Source organism: Mycobacterium paraffinicum (genome assembly GCF_001907675.1).
GTDB classification, from domain to species: Bacteria; Actinomycetota; Actinomycetes; order Mycobacteriales; family Mycobacteriaceae; genus Mycobacterium; species Mycobacterium paraffinicum_A.
This window is the reverse complement of record NZ_MPNT01000004.1, coordinates 204594-218934: the sequence shown is the minus strand read 5'-3', so window position 1 is coordinate 218934 and position 14341 is coordinate 204594. Positions and strand designations below refer to the sequence as shown.

The following is a 14341-nucleotide window of genomic DNA, read 5'->3' as shown; positions in this document are numbered from 1 at the left end:
GCGGGGGCCCGGTGTCCGCCCGGCGGCGCCGGTTTGGCCTGTTCACCAGCATGACCGCCGGGTTTGGGCGTCCGATTAACCTGATGGCATGTTCACCGGAATTGTCGAGGAACTCGGAGAGGTGACGGGCCGCGACGTGCTGTCCGACGCCGCGCGGCTGACCATCCGTGGGCCCGTCGTGACCTCGGACGCCGGGCACGGCGATTCGATCGCCGTCAACGGCGTCTGCCTGACGGTCGCGGAGCTGCTGCCCGACGGGCAGTTCACCGCCGACGTGATGGCCGAAACCCTCAACCGGTCCAACCTGGGCGCCTTACAGGTCGGCAGCCCGGTCAACCTGGAGCGCGCCGCCGCGGTCAACAGCCGGCTCGGCGGGCACATCGTGCAGGGACACGTGGACGGCACCGGGCAGGTGGTCAGCAGGGCGCCGTCCGAGCACTGGGAAGTCGTGCGGATCGAGATTCCCGCGGCGGTGGCGCGCTACGTCGTCGAGAAGGGATCGATCACCGTCGACGGCATCTCGTTGACGGTCTCCGGGCTCGGCGCCGACTGGTTCGAGGTTTCGCTGATCCCCACCACCCGGGAGTTGACCACGTTGGGCCGCGCCCCGGTCGGGACGCAGGTGAACCTCGAGGTCGACGTCATCGCGAAATACGTCGAGCGGCTGCTCGCCGCGCGTTAGGCCGGACCGGGTAAGTGCACCCGGTGCCGATCAGCAGGGCTCGCCCGGCGGAGTCCAATACGGCTCGCGGGACGGGGTGTAGCACGGCGGTGGTGCATCGGGCGGCGGGACCGTCGTCGCGCCGGCCGGCAGAACCCAGTTACCCCAGCGCTCCGGGTCGGTGCACCCACCGACGCTGACATGCCGACCGCCGACGTCCGCGCACGCGTCGGCCGCGGCACGTTGCGGGCAGGCGATACCCGCCGCAAATCCGGCCGCAAATATCGAGGTCACGACCGGTACCGACAGTCTGGATGCGATACTCATGCAGGTCAGCGTAGATTGCTGGCCGCGGGTAGGGAGCCGTTTTCGCCGCGGCGCTTGAGCGGCCGATTGCTGCCGGTCACCCAGGCACAGGCCGCGAAATCACGGTCGCGCTCGCGGGCCCCTGTGAACGGCATCGCAATAAGTAGCCTCGCGCGGTGGTTCATACTGAATGCAAGACTTGGGCTCTTCCCGCGGACCCCTGACACAGCAAGGTAGCGACGATGACGAGGTTGGACTCCGTCGAGAGGGCGGTTGCCGACATTGCGGCCGGTAAGGCCGTGGTCGTCATCGACGACGAGGACCGCGAGAACGAAGGCGATCTGATCTTCGCCGCCGAGAAGGCCACGCCGGAGATGGTGGCGTTCATGGTCCGCTACACCTCGGGCTACCTTTGCGTGCCGCTGGACGGCGCGATCTGCGACCGGCTGGGCCTGCTGCCCATGTACGCGGTGAACCAGGACAAGCACGGGACCGCCTACACCGTCACCGTCGACGCCAAAAATGGTGTGGGAACCGGGATCTCGGCCTCCGATCGGGCCACCACCATGCGCCTGCTGGCCGACCCGGCCAGCGTCGCCAACGATTTCACCCGCCCGGGGCACGTGGTTCCGTTGCGCGCCAAGGACGGCGGCGTATTGCGCCGGCCCGGACACACCGAGGCAGCCGTCGACCTGGCCCGGATGGCCGGGTTGCAGCCGGCGGGCGCGATCTGCGAGATCGTCAGCCAGAAGGACGAAGGCTCGATGGCGCAGACCGACGAGCTGCGTGTCTTCGCCGACGAGCACGACCTCGCGCTGATCACGATCGCCGACCTCATCGAGTGGCGACGCAAGCACGAGAAGCACATCGAGCGGATCGCCGAGGCCCGCATACCGACCCGGCACGGCGAGTTTCGCGCCATCGGTTACGCCAGCATCTACGAGGACGTCGAACACGTCGCGCTGGTTCGCGGCGAGATCGCCGGGCCGAACGCCGACGGCGACGACGTGTTGGTGCGTGTGCACTCCGAGTGCCTGACCGGTGACGTGTTCGGTTCCCGGCGCTGCGATTGCGGGCCCCAGCTGGATGCCGCCATGGCGATGGTCGCGCGGGAGGGGCGCGGCATCGTGCTGTACATGCGCGGCCACGAGGGCCGGGGCATCGGCCTTATGCACAAGCTGCAGGCCTACCAGTTGCAAGACGCCGGTGAGGACACCGTCGACGCCAATCTCAAACTCGGATTGCCCGCCGATGCAAGGGATTACGGAATCGGGGCGCAGATCCTGGTCGACCTCGGTGTGCGCTCGATGCGGCTGCTGACCAACAACCCCGCCAAGCGGGTGGGGCTGGACGGCTACGGCCTGCACATCATCGAGCGGGTGCCGCTGCCCGTGCGCGCGAACGCCGAGAACATCCGCTACCTGATGACCAAGCGCGACAAGATGGGCCACGACCTGGCCGGTCTCGACGACTTTCACGAATCGGTGCACCTGCCGGGCGAATTCGGCGGCGCTCTGTGACCGCCGGTGACGATGCAGTGGGGGTACCGCCCGCTTGCGGGGGACGGAGCGATGCTGAGGAGCGGCGCAGGTGAGCGGTAGCGGGGAGCCGGACATCCCGGCGCTCGACGCGTCCGGCCTGCGGGTCGGCATCGTGGCCAGCACGTGGCACAGCAAGATCTGCGAAGCGCTGCTGGGCGGCGCACGTCGGGTGGCCGCCGAGTCGGGCGTCGACAACCCGACGGTGGTCCGCGTGCTGGGGGCCATCGAGCTCCCGGTGGTGGCGCAGGAGCTCGCCCGCAACCACGACGCGGTCATCGCCCTCGGCGTCGTGATCCGCGGGGGAACGCCGCACTTCGAGTATGTCTGCGATGCGGTGACCCAGGGCTTGACCCGGGTGGCGCTGGACTCGTCGACGCCGGTCGCCAACGGGGTGCTGACCACCAACACCGAGCAGCAGGCGCTTGATCGCGCCGGGCTTCCGGAATCGGTCGAAGACAAGGGCGCTCAGGCGGCCGGGGCGGCACTGACCGCGGCGCTGACGCTGCGTGAGCTGCGCGCCCGGTCGTGACCACAAGCGAGGATTGGGACGTCGAGTTGCGTCCCCACCGCACACCGATATTCGTCTACGCCGCGGCGTTCACCATCGCCGCGGTGCACATCGCGATCGGCTTCCTGCTCAAGGTCGGATCCACCGGGGTGGTCTTCCAGACCACCGACCAGGTGGCGATGGCACTGCTCGGCCTGGTGCTCGCCGGGCTGGTGCTGCTGTTCGCCCGGCCGCGGTTGCGAATCGGGGCGGCGGGAATCTCGGTGCGTAACCTGTTGGGCGACAAGCTTATTGAGTGGCCAGATGTCGCCGGTGTCTCGTTCCCGGTGGGCAACCGATGGGCGCGCGTCGATCTACCCGACGACGAATACATTCCCGTGATGGCCATCCAGGCCGTGGACAAACAACGCGCGGTCAACGCCATGGACACCGTGCGCTCGCTGCTGGCGCAATACCGGCCGGACCTTCCTGCCCGCTGACGGGAGCCACCCGCTCGCACGGATAGCTCCCCTCAGGTGAAACGGGTCAGAAGTTCTTACAGAACGGGTCAGAAGTTCTTACAGTCGGTCATCATCTGCTGGAAGATCGGCAAAGCCTGCTGCGCGCCCTGGTTGTGCTCGATGGCGTGCAACAGGTTCACGCGCTGATCCGGCGACGACGCCAGGTACTGCTGCAAGAACTGCTGGTTCGGCGGCGACTGGTCGAGGTACTGGGCGGCCATCGGGTTTTCCGCGTGCACCGCCCGCATCGCCTGGTCGTAGCTGCAGGTCGTGTTGATCATCGGGCCGTAGTCGGGGGCTGCGGATGCGACCCCAGCTGCGGCGGTCGACGCCAAGGCCAGGCCGCCAAACCCCATCGCGATCCTGGTCAACGAGCGCTTGAACATCTGTGGACTCCCTCCATTGATTGCCACCCACTCTATCGTCCAGCTACCCCCTTGGTAACCAGAACAAACCGTCCGCACCGTCGATTGGCCGTTGTAATCCAAGGTCATCGGGCCTTTTCCGGGAAATGGCGGATCGATCGGCGGCCTACCTGTCTATCGAACAAGCGCTCGAATGCGTTACAGGGAGCATCGGTGGTCGCTGGAGGCCGGGGGGCGTCGCGCTCAGCGCGTCGAGCCGTGATCCCGAGGCACCGGCATGACCCCGACGGCTACTAGCCTGGACGAGTGCCAGATCCCGCCACGTACCGTCCCCCGCCCGGGTCCATCCCGGTCGAACCGGGCGTCTACCGATTCCGGGACGCGCACGGGCGAGTCATCTATGTCGGGAAGGCTAAGAGCCTGCGCAGCAGGCTGACGTCCTACTTCGCCGACGTCGCAGGCCTGCATCCACGAACCCGGCAGATGGTGACCACCGCCGCCAAGGTCGAGTGGACGGTGGTCAACACCGAAGTCGAGGCGCTGCAGCTCGAATACAACTGGATCAAAGAGTTCGATCCGCGCTTCAACGTCCGCTATCGCGACGACAAGTCGTACCCGGTGCTGGCCGTCACCCTCAACGAGGAGTTTCCGCGACTGATGGTCTATCGCGGCCCGCGCCGGAAGGGGGTCCGCTATTTCGGGCCCTACTCCCACGCGTGGGCGATCCGGGAAACGCTGGACCTGCTCACCCGCGTCTTCCCGGCCCGCACGTGTTCCGCCGGTGTGTTCAAGCGGCACAAGCAGATCGACCGCCCGTGCCTGCTCGGCTACATCGACAAGTGTTCGGCGCCCTGCATCGGGCGGGTCAGCGCCGAACAGCACCGCCAGATCGTCGATGACTTCTGCGACTTCCTGTCCGGCAAGACCGACCGCTTCGCCCGCGAATTGGAACAGCGGATGCAAGCGGCCTCCGACGAACTCGACTTCGAGCGGGCCGCGCGCCTGCGCGACGACCTGGGCGCGCTCAAGCGCGCGATGGAGAAGCAGGCCGTGGTGCTCGGCGATGGCACCGACGCCGACGTGGTCGCCTTCGCCGACGACGAGCTGGAGGCGGCGGTCCAGGTGTTCCACGTCCGCGGCGGCCGGGTGCGCGGCCAGCGCGGCTGGATCGTCGAAAAGTCGGCGGAGGCCGGTGATTCCGGCGAGGAGCAGTTGGTCGAGCAGTTCCTGACGCAGTTCTACGGCGAACAGGCCGAACTGGGTGGCCAGGACAACCAAGGGGCCGACGAAGCCGCCAACCCGGTGCCGCGCGAGGTACTGGTGCCCTGCCTGCCGTCCAACTCCGACCAACTGGCCAGGTGGCTCTCCGGCCTGCGCGGTTCGCGCGTGACCTTAAGGGTGCCGCGCCGCGGCGACAAGCGGGCGTTGGCCGAAACCGTCCAACGCAACGCCAAAGAGGCTCTGCAGCAACACAAGCTGAAGCGGGCCGGTGACTTCAACGCCAGATCGGCTGCGCTGCAGAACATTCAGGATGCACTCGGGCTGGCCGATGCGCCGCTGCGCATCGAATGCGTCGACATCAGCCACGTGCAGGGCACCGACGTGGTGGGCTCGTTGGTGGTGTTCGAGGACGGGCTGCCGCGCAAGTCCGACTACCGCCACTTCGGGATCCGGGAGGCCGCCGGGCAGGGGCGCTCCGACGACGTCGCCTCGATCGCCGAGGTGACTCGCCGCCGCTTCGCGCGGCACCTCAGCGAACAGAACGACCCGAATATGCTTTCCGCCGAAGGGAAGTCGCGCCGGTTCGCCTATCCGCCCAACCTCTACGTCGTCGACGGCGGCGCACCGCAGGTCAACGCGGCCAGCGCTGTGCTCGAAGACCTCGGCATCACCGACGTCGCGGTGATCGGTTTGGCGAAACGGCTGGAAGAGATCTGGGTGCCGTCCGAGCCCGACCCGGTCATCATGCCGCGCAACAGCGAAGGGCTTTATCTACTGCAACGGATTCGCGACGAGGCGCATCGGTTCGCCATCACCTACCATCGCAGCAAGCGATCTAAGCGAATGACCGCCTCAGCGCTGGATTCGGTGCCAGGATTGGGGGAGCATCGCCGCAAGGCGCTGGTGACCCATTTCGGATCCATAGCCCGCCTCAAGGAGGCCACCGTCGACCAGATCACGGCCGTTCCCGGTATCGGTGTGGCCACCGCCACCGCCGTCCTGGAGGCGCTGCGACCGGAGCAACCCGGAGAAGCCGGATGACCGGTGAAGTAGCGGAGGGCCACCCGGTAGAGGCCCGCCCGGAGGGCGGGGCCGGTATCGACGTCGTTCTGGTGACCGGATTATCCGGCGCCGGGCGGGGCACTGCGGCGAAGGTGCTCGAGGACCTGGGCTGGTACGTCGCCGACAACCTGCCGCCCCAGCTGATCACGCGGATGGTGGATTTCGGCATGGACGCGGGATCTCGGATCACCCGACTGGCGGTGGTGATGGACGTGCGGTCGCGCGGCTTCACCGGTGACCTCGACGAGGTGCGCAACGAGTTGGCAACCCGCAACATCACCCCGCGCGTGGTGTTCATGGAGGCCTCCGACGACATGCTGGTGCGCCGCTACGAGCAGAACCGGCGCAGCCACCCGCTGCAGGGCGACCAGACGCTGGCCGAGGGCATCGCCGCGGAGCGCAGGATGCTGGCGCAGGTGCGCGCCACGGCCGACCTCATCATCGACACGTCGACACTGTCCGTGCGCGGGTTGCGGGAAGGCATCGAGCGCGCGTTCGGCGGCGATGCCGGCACGTCGATCAGCGTCACAGTCGAATCGTTCGGCTTCAAATACGGCCTGCCGATGGACGCCGACATGGTGATGGACGTGCGGTTCCTGCCCAACCCGCACTGGGTCGACGAGCTGCGCCCGCTCACCGGTCAGGACCCCGCGGTGAGTGAATACGTTTTGAATCAGCCCGGCGCAGCCGACTTCCTCGATACCTACCACCGGTTGCTGTCTCTGGTGGTCGACGGCTACCGCCGGGAGGGCAAGCGCTACATGACGGTGGCGATCGGCTGCACCGGCGGCAAGCACCGCAGCGTCGCGATCGCCGAGGCGCTGATGGGGCTGCTGAAGGCCAATCCTCAACTGTCGGTGCGGGTGCTGCACCGGGATCTGGGCCGCGAATGAGCGGGCCGACGAATCACGGCATCGTCGCGCTGGGCGGCGGACATGGCCTGTACGCGACGCTGTCCGCGGCCCGCCGGCTCACCCCGCACGTGACCGCCGTGGTGACCGTCGCGGACGACGGTGGTTCGTCCGGCCGGCTGCGCAGCGAGTTAGACGTGGTGCCGCCGGGTGACCTGCGAATGGCCTTGGCGGCCCTGGCATCTGACAGCCCACACGGTCGGCTGTGGGCGACCATCCTGCAGCACCGTTTTGGTGGCGACGGCGCGCTGGCCGGGCACCCGATCGGCAACCTGCTGCTGGCCGGGCTGTCCGAGGTGCTGGCCGATCCGGTGGCCGCCCTCGACGAGCTCGGCCGCATCCTGGGCGTCAAGGGCCGGGTGCTGCCGATGTGCCCGATCGCGCTGCAGATCGAGGCCGACGTCTCCGGCCTGGAGACCGATCCGCGGATTTTCCGGCTCATTCGCGGACAGGTGGCGATCGCCACCACGCCGGGCAAGGTCCGGCGGGTGCGGCTGCTGCCGTCCGACCCGCCGGCGACCCGGCAGGCCGTCGACGCCATCATGGCCGCCGACCTGGTGGTGCTGGGTCCCGGCTCGTGGTTCACCAGCGTGATCCCGCACGTCCTGGTGCCGGGGCTGGCGGCCGCGCTGAAGGCCACCACCGCCCGCCGGGCGCTGGTGCTGAACCTGGTCGCCGAGCCGGGGGAGACGGCGGGCTTCTCCGTCGAGCGTCACCTGCACGTGTTGGCCCAGCACGCACCGGGATTCACCGTGCACGACATCATCATCGATGCCGAACGGGTGCCCGGCGAGCGGGAGCGTGAGCACCTGCGCCGCACCGCGTTGCTGCTCCAAGCCGAGGTCCACTTCGCCGATGTGGCCCGACCTGGTACACCTTTACATGATCCGGGCAAACTCGCGGCGGCCCTGGACGGCGTCCGGGCGGCCCACAAGGCTCCGGGAGCGCCTCCGGTCACGGCCACCGCGGATAGTCGGGTCGACGGTGCAAGCCCACAGACCGGTGGGGGTGGACCGGCTGGCAGCGGACCAAGGGGTGACGACGCGTGGCGATGACGACCGAAGTCAAGGACGAGCTGAGCCGCCTGGTCGTGAAGTCGGTCAGCGCCCGTCGCGCGGAAGTCACCTCGCTGCTGAGGTTCGCCGGCGGGTTGCACATCGTCGGTGGCCGGGTGGTCGTCGAGGCCGAGGTGGACCTGGGCAACGTCGCGCGGCGGCTGCGCAAGGACATCTTCGAGCTCTACGGCTACAACGCGGTCGTGCATGTGTTGTCGGCCAGCGGCATTCGCAAGACCACCCGTTACGTGCTGCGGGTGGCCAACGACGGCGAGGCACTGGCCCGCCAGACCGGCTTGCTGGACAACCGCGGCCGGCCGGTTCGCGGTCTGCCCGCCCAAGTCGTGGGCGGCAGCGTCGCCGACGCCGAAGCCGCCTGGCGCGGGGCCTTCCTGGCGCACGGGTCGCTGACCGAGCCGGGACGGTCGTCGGCTTTGGAGGTCAGCTGCCCCGGCCCGGAGGCCGCTCTGGCGTTGGTGGGCGCGGCGCGCCGCCTCGGGGTCAGCGCGAAGGCCCGCGAGGTGCGCGGCGCCGACCGGGTGGTGGTGCGCGACGGCGAGGCGATCGGCGCGTTGCTGACCCGGATGGGCGCCCAGGACACCCGGCTCATCTGGGAGGAGCGCCGGATGCGCCGCGAGGTGCGGGCGACGGCCAACCGCCTCGCCAACTTCGACGACGCCAACCTGCGCCGCTCGGCGCGGGCCGCGGTCGCGGCGGCCGCCCGGGTGGAACGCGCACTCGAGATTCTCGGCGACACCGTTCCCGATCACCTGGCCTCGGCCGGCAAGCTGCGGGTCGAGCACCGGCAGGCCTCGCTGGAGGAGCTCGGCCGGCTCGCCGACCCGCCGATGACGAAAGACGCTGTCGCCGGCCGCATTCGGCGGCTGCTGTCGATGGCCGACCGCAAGGCGAAGATCGAGGGCATCCCGGACACCGAGTCGGCGGTCACGCCCGATCTGTTGGAAGACGCTTAGCCCGGCAAACCGTTTTCGAGCGCTGAGTGCTGGGGCAGCAAAGCGCGCGTTTCTCGTCGCGCCGAACGACCCGGGGCGAAGGCATTGCCCATTCGCATTCCATATTCAATTCACATAAATCATGTAATTCATAGGATTAACAACCGCGGCGACATGCAATGAGACCTCGGGCGTTAGGCTGCGATTTTCGGTTCGCCGGCCCGCTGACACACGAGTTCTCGACATGCCAATTCATGGGATTCCCATATGTTCTTTGAAGATCATATGAGTTTGGACGGGTCGACGTCCCCGCGTCGCGGCGGGCGTTCCTGGCGGGCGGAAACACGCGCGGAGTGTGTGCGCAGGTAACCCGGGCCGCGGCGAATCCCTTGCGGCGAAGCGCAAGCTATGGCCAGGTCCGCCTTGGGTGCCCGGTCCCGCCGAGGCGTCCCCTCGACGGCTCTTCTGCGCCGCGATCGCAATTTATGATCGCGAGATTTTTATTCATTGGATAGCGATCCGCGGACGTCCTTCTCGCAATTTCACCGACTATTCATCCCGCGGTCTTGTCTGATTCGCGCGAGGTAGAGAGGTTTATGTCCGTTCTGGTTGTCGGGTCACCGGGGAGCGGTCCGCGAATCGGGGCGCTGTGACGGGGCGGAACCCGGCCCAGTTTGACGGAAGGCAGTTTGGCCGCGGCTGGCTAGTGTCCTGTCTGCAAGGAAGATGCTCGCCGCCCAGCAAACTCTCATCCCACGTTTGGCGTCGGCATGAAGGGGCTCGATGTCGTCGGCGTTCGGCTTGTCGGCGGACGCAAAGCGACAGGGCGGCGGTGGCGACACGGCCGGAGGCGGAGGATGCAATGGATTTCGGGGCGTTACCGCCGGAGATCAACTCCGGCAGGATCTATTCAGGTCCGGGACCGGCGCCGTTGCTGGCAGCCGCGGCGTCCTGGGACGGTTTGGCGGCCGAATTGCGTTCGGCGGCGGGGTCTTACGGTGCCACGATCGCGGTGCTGAGAACCCTCTGGCGCGGGCCCGCGTCGACGGCGATGGCGACCGCGGCGACGACCTTCATCGCGTGGCTTGACGGCACCGCCGTGCAGGCCGAGCAGACCGCCGGTCAAGCCAAGGCGGCGGCGGCCGCCTATGAGGCCGTCTTCGTGGCCACCGTCCCGCCCCCGGTGATCGCGGCCAACCGGGCCTTGCTGGCCTCGTTGATCGCGACGAACATCCTGGGTCAGAACACCGCGGCGATCGCGGCCACGGAGGCGCAGTACGCCGAGATGTGGGCCCAGGACGCGGGCGCCATGTATGCCTATGCCGCCTCGTCGGCGGCGGCAACCCGGCTCACGCCGTTCACCGCGCCGTCGGCGACCACCGACGGCGGCGGCGAAGCCGACCAGTCGGCCGCGGTGGCCTCCGCGCTCGGGTCGTCGACCGGCTCTCGGGTGGAATCAGCACTCCCGGAAGCGGTTTCGCAGGCTCCGACCGGGCTGCAAAGCCTCGCGGCGAGCGCGAACGCGGTGACGACACCGGCGGCCGGTCTGCCGCTCGGCCTGACGGACATCACCGGGATCCTGAAGACCTTCAACAGCGTCATGGGCACGATCTCCGGGCCGTACACCCCGCTCGGGGTGGCCAACCTGGCGAAGAACTGGTACCAGATCGCCCTCAGCATCCCAAGCGTGGGGACGGGTATCCAAGGCATCGGCCCCCTCTTGCACCCCAAAGCGCTCAGCGGGGTGTTGGCGCCGCTGCTGCGCAGCGACCTGTTGACCGGCGCGACCGCGTTGTCGAGTGCGAGTTCGGTCTCGGCCACGACGGGGCAGGCCGGGCTGGTCGGATCGTTGTCGGTGCCGGCGAACTGGGCTTCCGCCGTTCCCGCGATCCGAACGATAGCCGCGGAGCTGCCGGAGACGATGGCGGAAGCCGCTCCCGCCATGGCGGTGAACGGCCAACAAGGCATGTTCGGCCCGACGGCCCTGTCAAGCCTGGCCGGACGCGCCGTCGGCGCGAGCGCCACTCGTGCGGTCGCCGGGTCGACCGTCCGGGTGCCCGGCGCCGTGGCCGTCGACGACATCGCGACCACGTCCACCGTCATCGTGATCCCGCCGAACGCCAAATAAGAAAGGTTGTGGCAATGGTTTTCAGCGATTTCGCAACGCTGCCACCGGAGGTGATCTCCACCCAGATCTATGCGGGACCGGGTGCCGGGCCGCTGCTGGCCGCCGCTGCGGCCTGGGACACGCTGGCCGCCGAGTTGCACTCCACCGCCGCCTCGTACGGCACGGTGATCTCGGACCTGGTCGGCGAGTCGTGGCAGGGTCCGTCGTCGGAGTCGATGGCCGCCGCGGCGACACCGTATCTGGCGTGGATGTCGACCACCGCGGGTCAAGCCGAGCAGACCGCCGCCCAGGTCCGGGCCGCGGCCGCCGCCTACGAGGCCGCCCTGGCGGCTACGGTCCCGCCGCAGCTCGTCGCGGCGAACCGCATCGAGTTGGCCGGACTGTTGCAGACCAACCTCCTGGGGCAGAACGACGCCGCGATCGCGGCGACCGAAGACGAGTACGCCCAGATGTGGGCCCAAGACGTCGCCGCCATGTTCAGTTACGCCAGCGCGTCGGAGTCGGCCGGTGACCTGACCCCCTTCGAGGAGGCGCCGGCCACCACCAACGACGCCGGACCGGCGGCCCAGGCGGCCGCCGCGGCTGCGTCCCAGCCGACGTCGTTGTCATCCTGGCTGAAGCAGATAGAGGACTACCTGACCTCCCTCACCGGCCAGTACACCAAGTTTTGGCAGCAGTTGATCGGCGGAGTTACGGGGAGTCCGGACGTGGCGCCCTTGTGGGAAGCGTTGTATTCCAGCATTTCCCAAATCGGCACGCAGGCGACGTGGACCAACGTTACCAATGCCAGCATCAGCATGGGCGTCTCGCAGTGGAAAAACTTCTTCATCTACGCGCCCTGGAGCGCGGCGATGTCGAAAACCGCGCTGGGCGCCGGTCTCGCGTCGCCGGGCCACGTTGCCGCCGGAGTCGCGGCCAAGCCGGTGTCGGCCGTGCTGGGTAACGCGCCGACCGTGGGGAAGCTTTCGGTTCCGCCCGGCTGGGCGACCGCCGCCCCGGCGATCCGGCTGGCGGCTCTGCCTGGCACCAGCGTGGCCGCGGCCGCGGCGGCCGATTTCCCCGGCCTGGTGAACGAGGCGACCCTGGGCAGCCTGGCGGGTGGCGCGCTGGGCGGCCCGGCGGCGCGCGTGGTCAGTTCGACCGGCATCCAGCAGGCCCGCATCGGCACCGCCGAGCGGCGCACCGCACCGGTCAAGCTTGACCGCATCATCGCCCAGCTGCAGGAAATGCCCGACCAAGTTCAGCACTGGAACGTTGACGAGGCCGGTCTCGATGACCTGGTCGCCAAACTCAGAACGACGCCGGGCGTGCACGCCGTGCACGTGGCCGATAGCGCTGAGGTCGCGGTTGGCGGCGCCGAATCGAAGTTGGGGTAATGACGTCGCGCACAGCGGTTCTCGCGTCGTGATCGATCGATCCTCGCCGCGCCATGGCGAGGAAACCACTGAGATGATTCGCATCGAAGGAGGACCGATGAAACTGCTGTTAGCGCTTCTCGGTGTGTCGCTGGGCATCGTTGCCGCGGCGCCCGCGCACGCCGTCCCCGGGGAGGACGAAGCGGCGACAGATGAGAACAACGAGGTCTTCATCGCCGACCTGCACAGGGTGGGGATCAGTTTCGCGGACCCGGATCAAGCCGTCGCGGCCGGAAAGGCGGTGTGCGGGTTGATCTCTCGTGGGGTGTCCGGTCTTCAGCTGCTGAATGACCTGCGGGACAACAATCCCGCGCTGACCACCAACGGTGCGGCCCAGTTCGCGACGATATCAGCGAAGTCGTTTTGCCCGCGACAACTCGACGCCTCCGCGGGAGCTGGCAAAGGCGGCGGTTGAATCACCACACTGCCGTAGCGCAATGCGCGGCTCCCTACCACTGAACTCTGTCCATCCACTCCGCGGAGAAAAAGCCGATGTCGCAACACGAGTCGCCCACCGTTGAGCTGGAGCCGGTGATGGATTTCGGTGCCCAGCCGCCGGAAACCCATTCCGGTCGGATGCGTTCGGGGCCCGGGGCCGAACCGATGATGGAAGCCGCCAGGGCATGGGGTGTGCTCGGTGCTCAACTCGCTGACATGGCCCTGAACTACCGGGCGGTGTCCTCCGAACTGGAGTTGACGGAACAGAGCGTTTCGGTAAGGGCGCTAAACCGAGCCGTGACAGCCCATTCAGCGTGGCTCGATGCCACCGCGGCGCGGGCCCGGCAGACGGCAGCCCAAGCCGAGGCGGCCGCGAGCGCTTACGGGTTGACACTTGCGGCGACGGCGGCGCCGCACGTGATCAATGCCAACCGGCTGCAGCGGATCTGGCTGGCGGCGACGAACTGCCTAGGCCAGATGAGTCCGGCTATCGCCGACGCCGAAGCCGACTACGACCGGATGTGGGCTCAAAACGCCGGCGCGATGTACGCGTACGCCCGCGCCTCGGCGGGCATCGGCGAGCTGACGCCGTTCAGTTCACCCCCGCCCTGCACTGATCCCTGCGAGCCGGCGCGACAGGGCGCCGGGGTCACCGAACCGTCCCGCAGGTGGCGCCTGGAGGTGGCGCCGGAGATCGTAACGACTGGCGCGCAAGTGATCTCGGCCATCACCGAAGCGCTCGACGCGTTGTCCTGCTCGCCGCTGGCCTCCTTCGACGTGTCCCTGCTGCCGACAGCGGCGCCCCTGTCCAGGTTGAGTTCATTGTCGGCGCCGCTGGACCGAGCGCTCAACCACCTGAACTCCCTCAACAAGGCCGCCGCGCTGAACCGGGCCACGGTCGTGCGGTCGCGAACGGTTGCCGGGGCCGATGGCGCAGCGCCTCGGGTGCGCGTTGGTCGCCGCGCGGCAGTCGGGGCCTTGTCGGTTCCGCCGGCGTGGATTCGATCAATGCCAAGCCCGGCGCGGCCGAGCCCGCAAGCGAGCACCGTCGATCGAAGCCACTGAGCCAGCCGCTCGGCGGCGCCGATAAATTGCGGTGCAAGGTCATTCGCGGCAGGTGTGCGGGTCAGGAATGGCGACAACCGCGCGTCGGATGCCGGCGGTGTTCGCGGATGCGGTGTATGCGCCCGCAGCTCGCGCCAGGGGCCCATCGGAACGGGCTACGGGGTCGTCGCACCCACCTGCCTGCGGCGGGCATCCACTGGGCTGATCCGGCG

Annotated in this window: 14 protein-coding genes and 1 pseudogene; 13 read left to right on the top strand and 2 right to left on the bottom strand. The window is 68.4% G+C overall.

Going from position 1 to position 14341, the window contains the following annotated elements:
* Positions 1-88 precede the first annotated feature (88 nt).
* A complete protein-coding gene (locus tag BRW65_RS07040; protein ID WP_073872696.1) occupies positions 89-682 on the top strand; it encodes a riboflavin synthase in 594 nt (197 codons plus the stop codon).
* Between the two features lie 30 nt (positions 683-712).
* On the opposite strand, the gene BRW65_RS07035 is transcribed toward BRW65_RS07040, so the two are convergent.
* Complete coding sequence (locus BRW65_RS07035; RefSeq protein WP_073872694.1) at positions 713-988, bottom strand: hypothetical protein; 276 nt, start codon at positions 986-988, stop codon at positions 713-715.
* Positions 989-1209: 221 nt separating this feature from the next.
* On the opposite strand from BRW65_RS07035, the gene BRW65_RS07030 reads away from it, so the two are divergent.
* The 4 genes and pseudogenes from BRW65_RS07030 to BRW65_RS07020 all read left to right on the top strand — a co-directional run bounded on the left by BRW65_RS07030 (position 1210) and on the right by BRW65_RS07020 (position 3495).
* Positions 1210-2487, top strand: coding sequence for a bifunctional 3,4-dihydroxy-2-butanone-4-phosphate synthase/GTP cyclohydrolase II (locus BRW65_RS07030; RefSeq protein WP_068259922.1), 1278 nt, complete (start codon positions 1210-1212; stop codon positions 2485-2487).
* A gap of 2 nt (positions 2488-2489) precedes the next feature.
* Positions 2490-2561 (top strand): annotated as a pseudogene (locus BRW65_RS32870) (16S rRNA (guanine(966)-N(2))-methyltransferase RsmD); the annotation flags it as partial.
* The gene (ribH, locus tag BRW65_RS07025) at positions 2558-3037 is read left to right on the top strand and encodes a 6,7-dimethyl-8-ribityllumazine synthase (protein ID WP_073872682.1); all 480 of its coding nucleotides are present in this window, start codon (positions 2558-2560) and stop codon (positions 3035-3037) included. The pseudogene BRW65_RS32870 and the gene ribH, both read left to right, overlap by 4 nt.
* On the top strand, positions 3034-3495 hold the full coding sequence (locus BRW65_RS07020; protein WP_073872680.1) for a PH domain-containing protein: 462 nt from the start codon (positions 3034-3036) through the stop codon (positions 3493-3495). Before ribH ends, BRW65_RS07020 begins: the two co-directional genes overlap by 4 nt.
* Before the next feature lie 68 nt (positions 3496-3563).
* Here BRW65_RS07020 and BRW65_RS07015 read toward each other — a convergent pair whose 3' ends face one another.
* Positions 3564-3902 carry a hemophore-related protein gene (locus BRW65_RS07015; protein WP_073872678.1) on the bottom strand — a complete coding sequence of 113 codons (339 nt, stop codon included), beginning with the start codon at positions 3900-3902 and terminating at the stop codon, positions 3564-3566.
* A gap of 285 nt (positions 3903-4187) precedes the next feature.
* Between BRW65_RS07015 and uvrC the strand changes: the two genes are divergently transcribed.
* The 8 genes from uvrC (at position 4188) to BRW65_RS06975 (ending at position 14129) form a co-directional block, all read left to right on the top strand.
* The gene (gene uvrC / locus BRW65_RS07010) at positions 4188-6143 is read left to right on the top strand and encodes an excinuclease ABC subunit UvrC (protein WP_073872676.1); all 1956 of its coding nucleotides are present in this window, start codon (positions 4188-4190) and stop codon (positions 6141-6143) included.
* Positions 6140-7057: an RNase adapter RapZ gene (gene rapZ, locus BRW65_RS07005; protein ID WP_073872674.1), complete on the top strand. Its 918-nt coding sequence runs from the start codon at positions 6140-6142 to the stop codon at positions 7055-7057. The genes uvrC and rapZ overlap by 4 nt, the downstream gene beginning before the upstream one ends.
* On the top strand, positions 7054-8130 hold the full coding sequence (gene yvcK / locus BRW65_RS07000; protein WP_073872668.1) for a uridine diphosphate-N-acetylglucosamine-binding protein YvcK: 1077 nt from the start codon (positions 7054-7056) through the stop codon (positions 8128-8130). The genes rapZ and yvcK overlap by 4 nt, the downstream gene beginning before the upstream one ends.
* Positions 8127-9104, top strand: coding sequence for a DNA-binding protein WhiA (gene whiA / locus BRW65_RS06995; protein WP_139272911.1), 978 nt, complete (start codon positions 8127-8129; stop codon positions 9102-9104). Before yvcK ends, whiA begins: the two co-directional genes overlap by 4 nt.
* A gap of 841 nt (positions 9105-9945) precedes the next feature.
* Positions 9946-11211 (top strand): PPE family protein, encoded by a 1266-nt coding sequence (locus BRW65_RS06990; protein WP_073873023.1) that lies wholly within the window; start codon positions 9946-9948, stop codon positions 11209-11211.
* 14 nt (positions 11212-11225) lie between these two features.
* Complete coding sequence (locus BRW65_RS06985; protein WP_073872666.1) at positions 11226-12587, top strand: PPE family protein; 1362 nt, start codon at positions 11226-11228, stop codon at positions 12585-12587.
* Between the two features lie 97 nt (positions 12588-12684).
* Positions 12685-13041, top strand: a complete 357-nt coding sequence (locus tag BRW65_RS06980) for a DUF732 domain-containing protein (RefSeq protein ID WP_073873020.1) — start codon at positions 12685-12687, stop codon at positions 13039-13041.
* Between the two features lie 77 nt (positions 13042-13118).
* On the top strand, positions 13119-14129 hold the full coding sequence (locus BRW65_RS06975; protein ID WP_244168012.1) for a PPE family protein: 1011 nt from the start codon (positions 13119-13121) through the stop codon (positions 14127-14129).
* Positions 14130-14341: the final 212 nt, after the last annotated feature.

Coding starts and splice junctions, on each gene's coding strand:
- BRW65_RS07040 (WP_073872696.1), top strand. CDS start 89: ATGTTCACCGGAATTGTCGAGGAACTCGGAGAGGTGACGGGCCGCGAC.
- BRW65_RS07035 (WP_073872694.1), bottom strand. CDS start 988: ATGAGTATCGCATCCAGACTGTCGGTACCGGTCGTGACCTCGATATTT.
- BRW65_RS07030 (WP_068259922.1), top strand. CDS start 1,210: ATGACGAGGTTGGACTCCGTCGAGAGGGCGGTTGCCGACATTGCGGCC.
- BRW65_RS07015 (WP_073872678.1), bottom strand. CDS start 3,902: ATGTTCAAGCGCTCGTTGACCAGGATCGCGATGGGGTTTGGCGGCCTG.
- rapZ (WP_073872674.1), top strand. CDS start 6,140: ATGACCGGTGAAGTAGCGGAGGGCCACCCGGTAGAGGCCCGCCCGGAG.
- yvcK (WP_073872668.1), top strand. CDS start 7,054: ATGAGCGGGCCGACGAATCACGGCATCGTCGCGCTGGGCGGCGGACAT.
- whiA (WP_139272911.1), top strand. CDS start 8,127: ATGACGACCGAAGTCAAGGACGAGCTGAGCCGCCTGGTCGTGAAGTCG.
- BRW65_RS06990 (WP_073873023.1), top strand. CDS start 9,946: ATGGATTTCGGGGCGTTACCGCCGGAGATCAACTCCGGCAGGATCTAT.
- BRW65_RS06985 (WP_073872666.1), top strand. CDS start 11,226: ATGGTTTTCAGCGATTTCGCAACGCTGCCACCGGAGGTGATCTCCACC.
- BRW65_RS06980 (WP_073873020.1), top strand. CDS start 12,685: ATGAAACTGCTGTTAGCGCTTCTCGGTGTGTCGCTGGGCATCGTTGCC.
- BRW65_RS06975 (WP_244168012.1), top strand. CDS start 13,119: ATGTCGCAACACGAGTCGCCCACCGTTGAGCTGGAGCCGGTGATGGAT.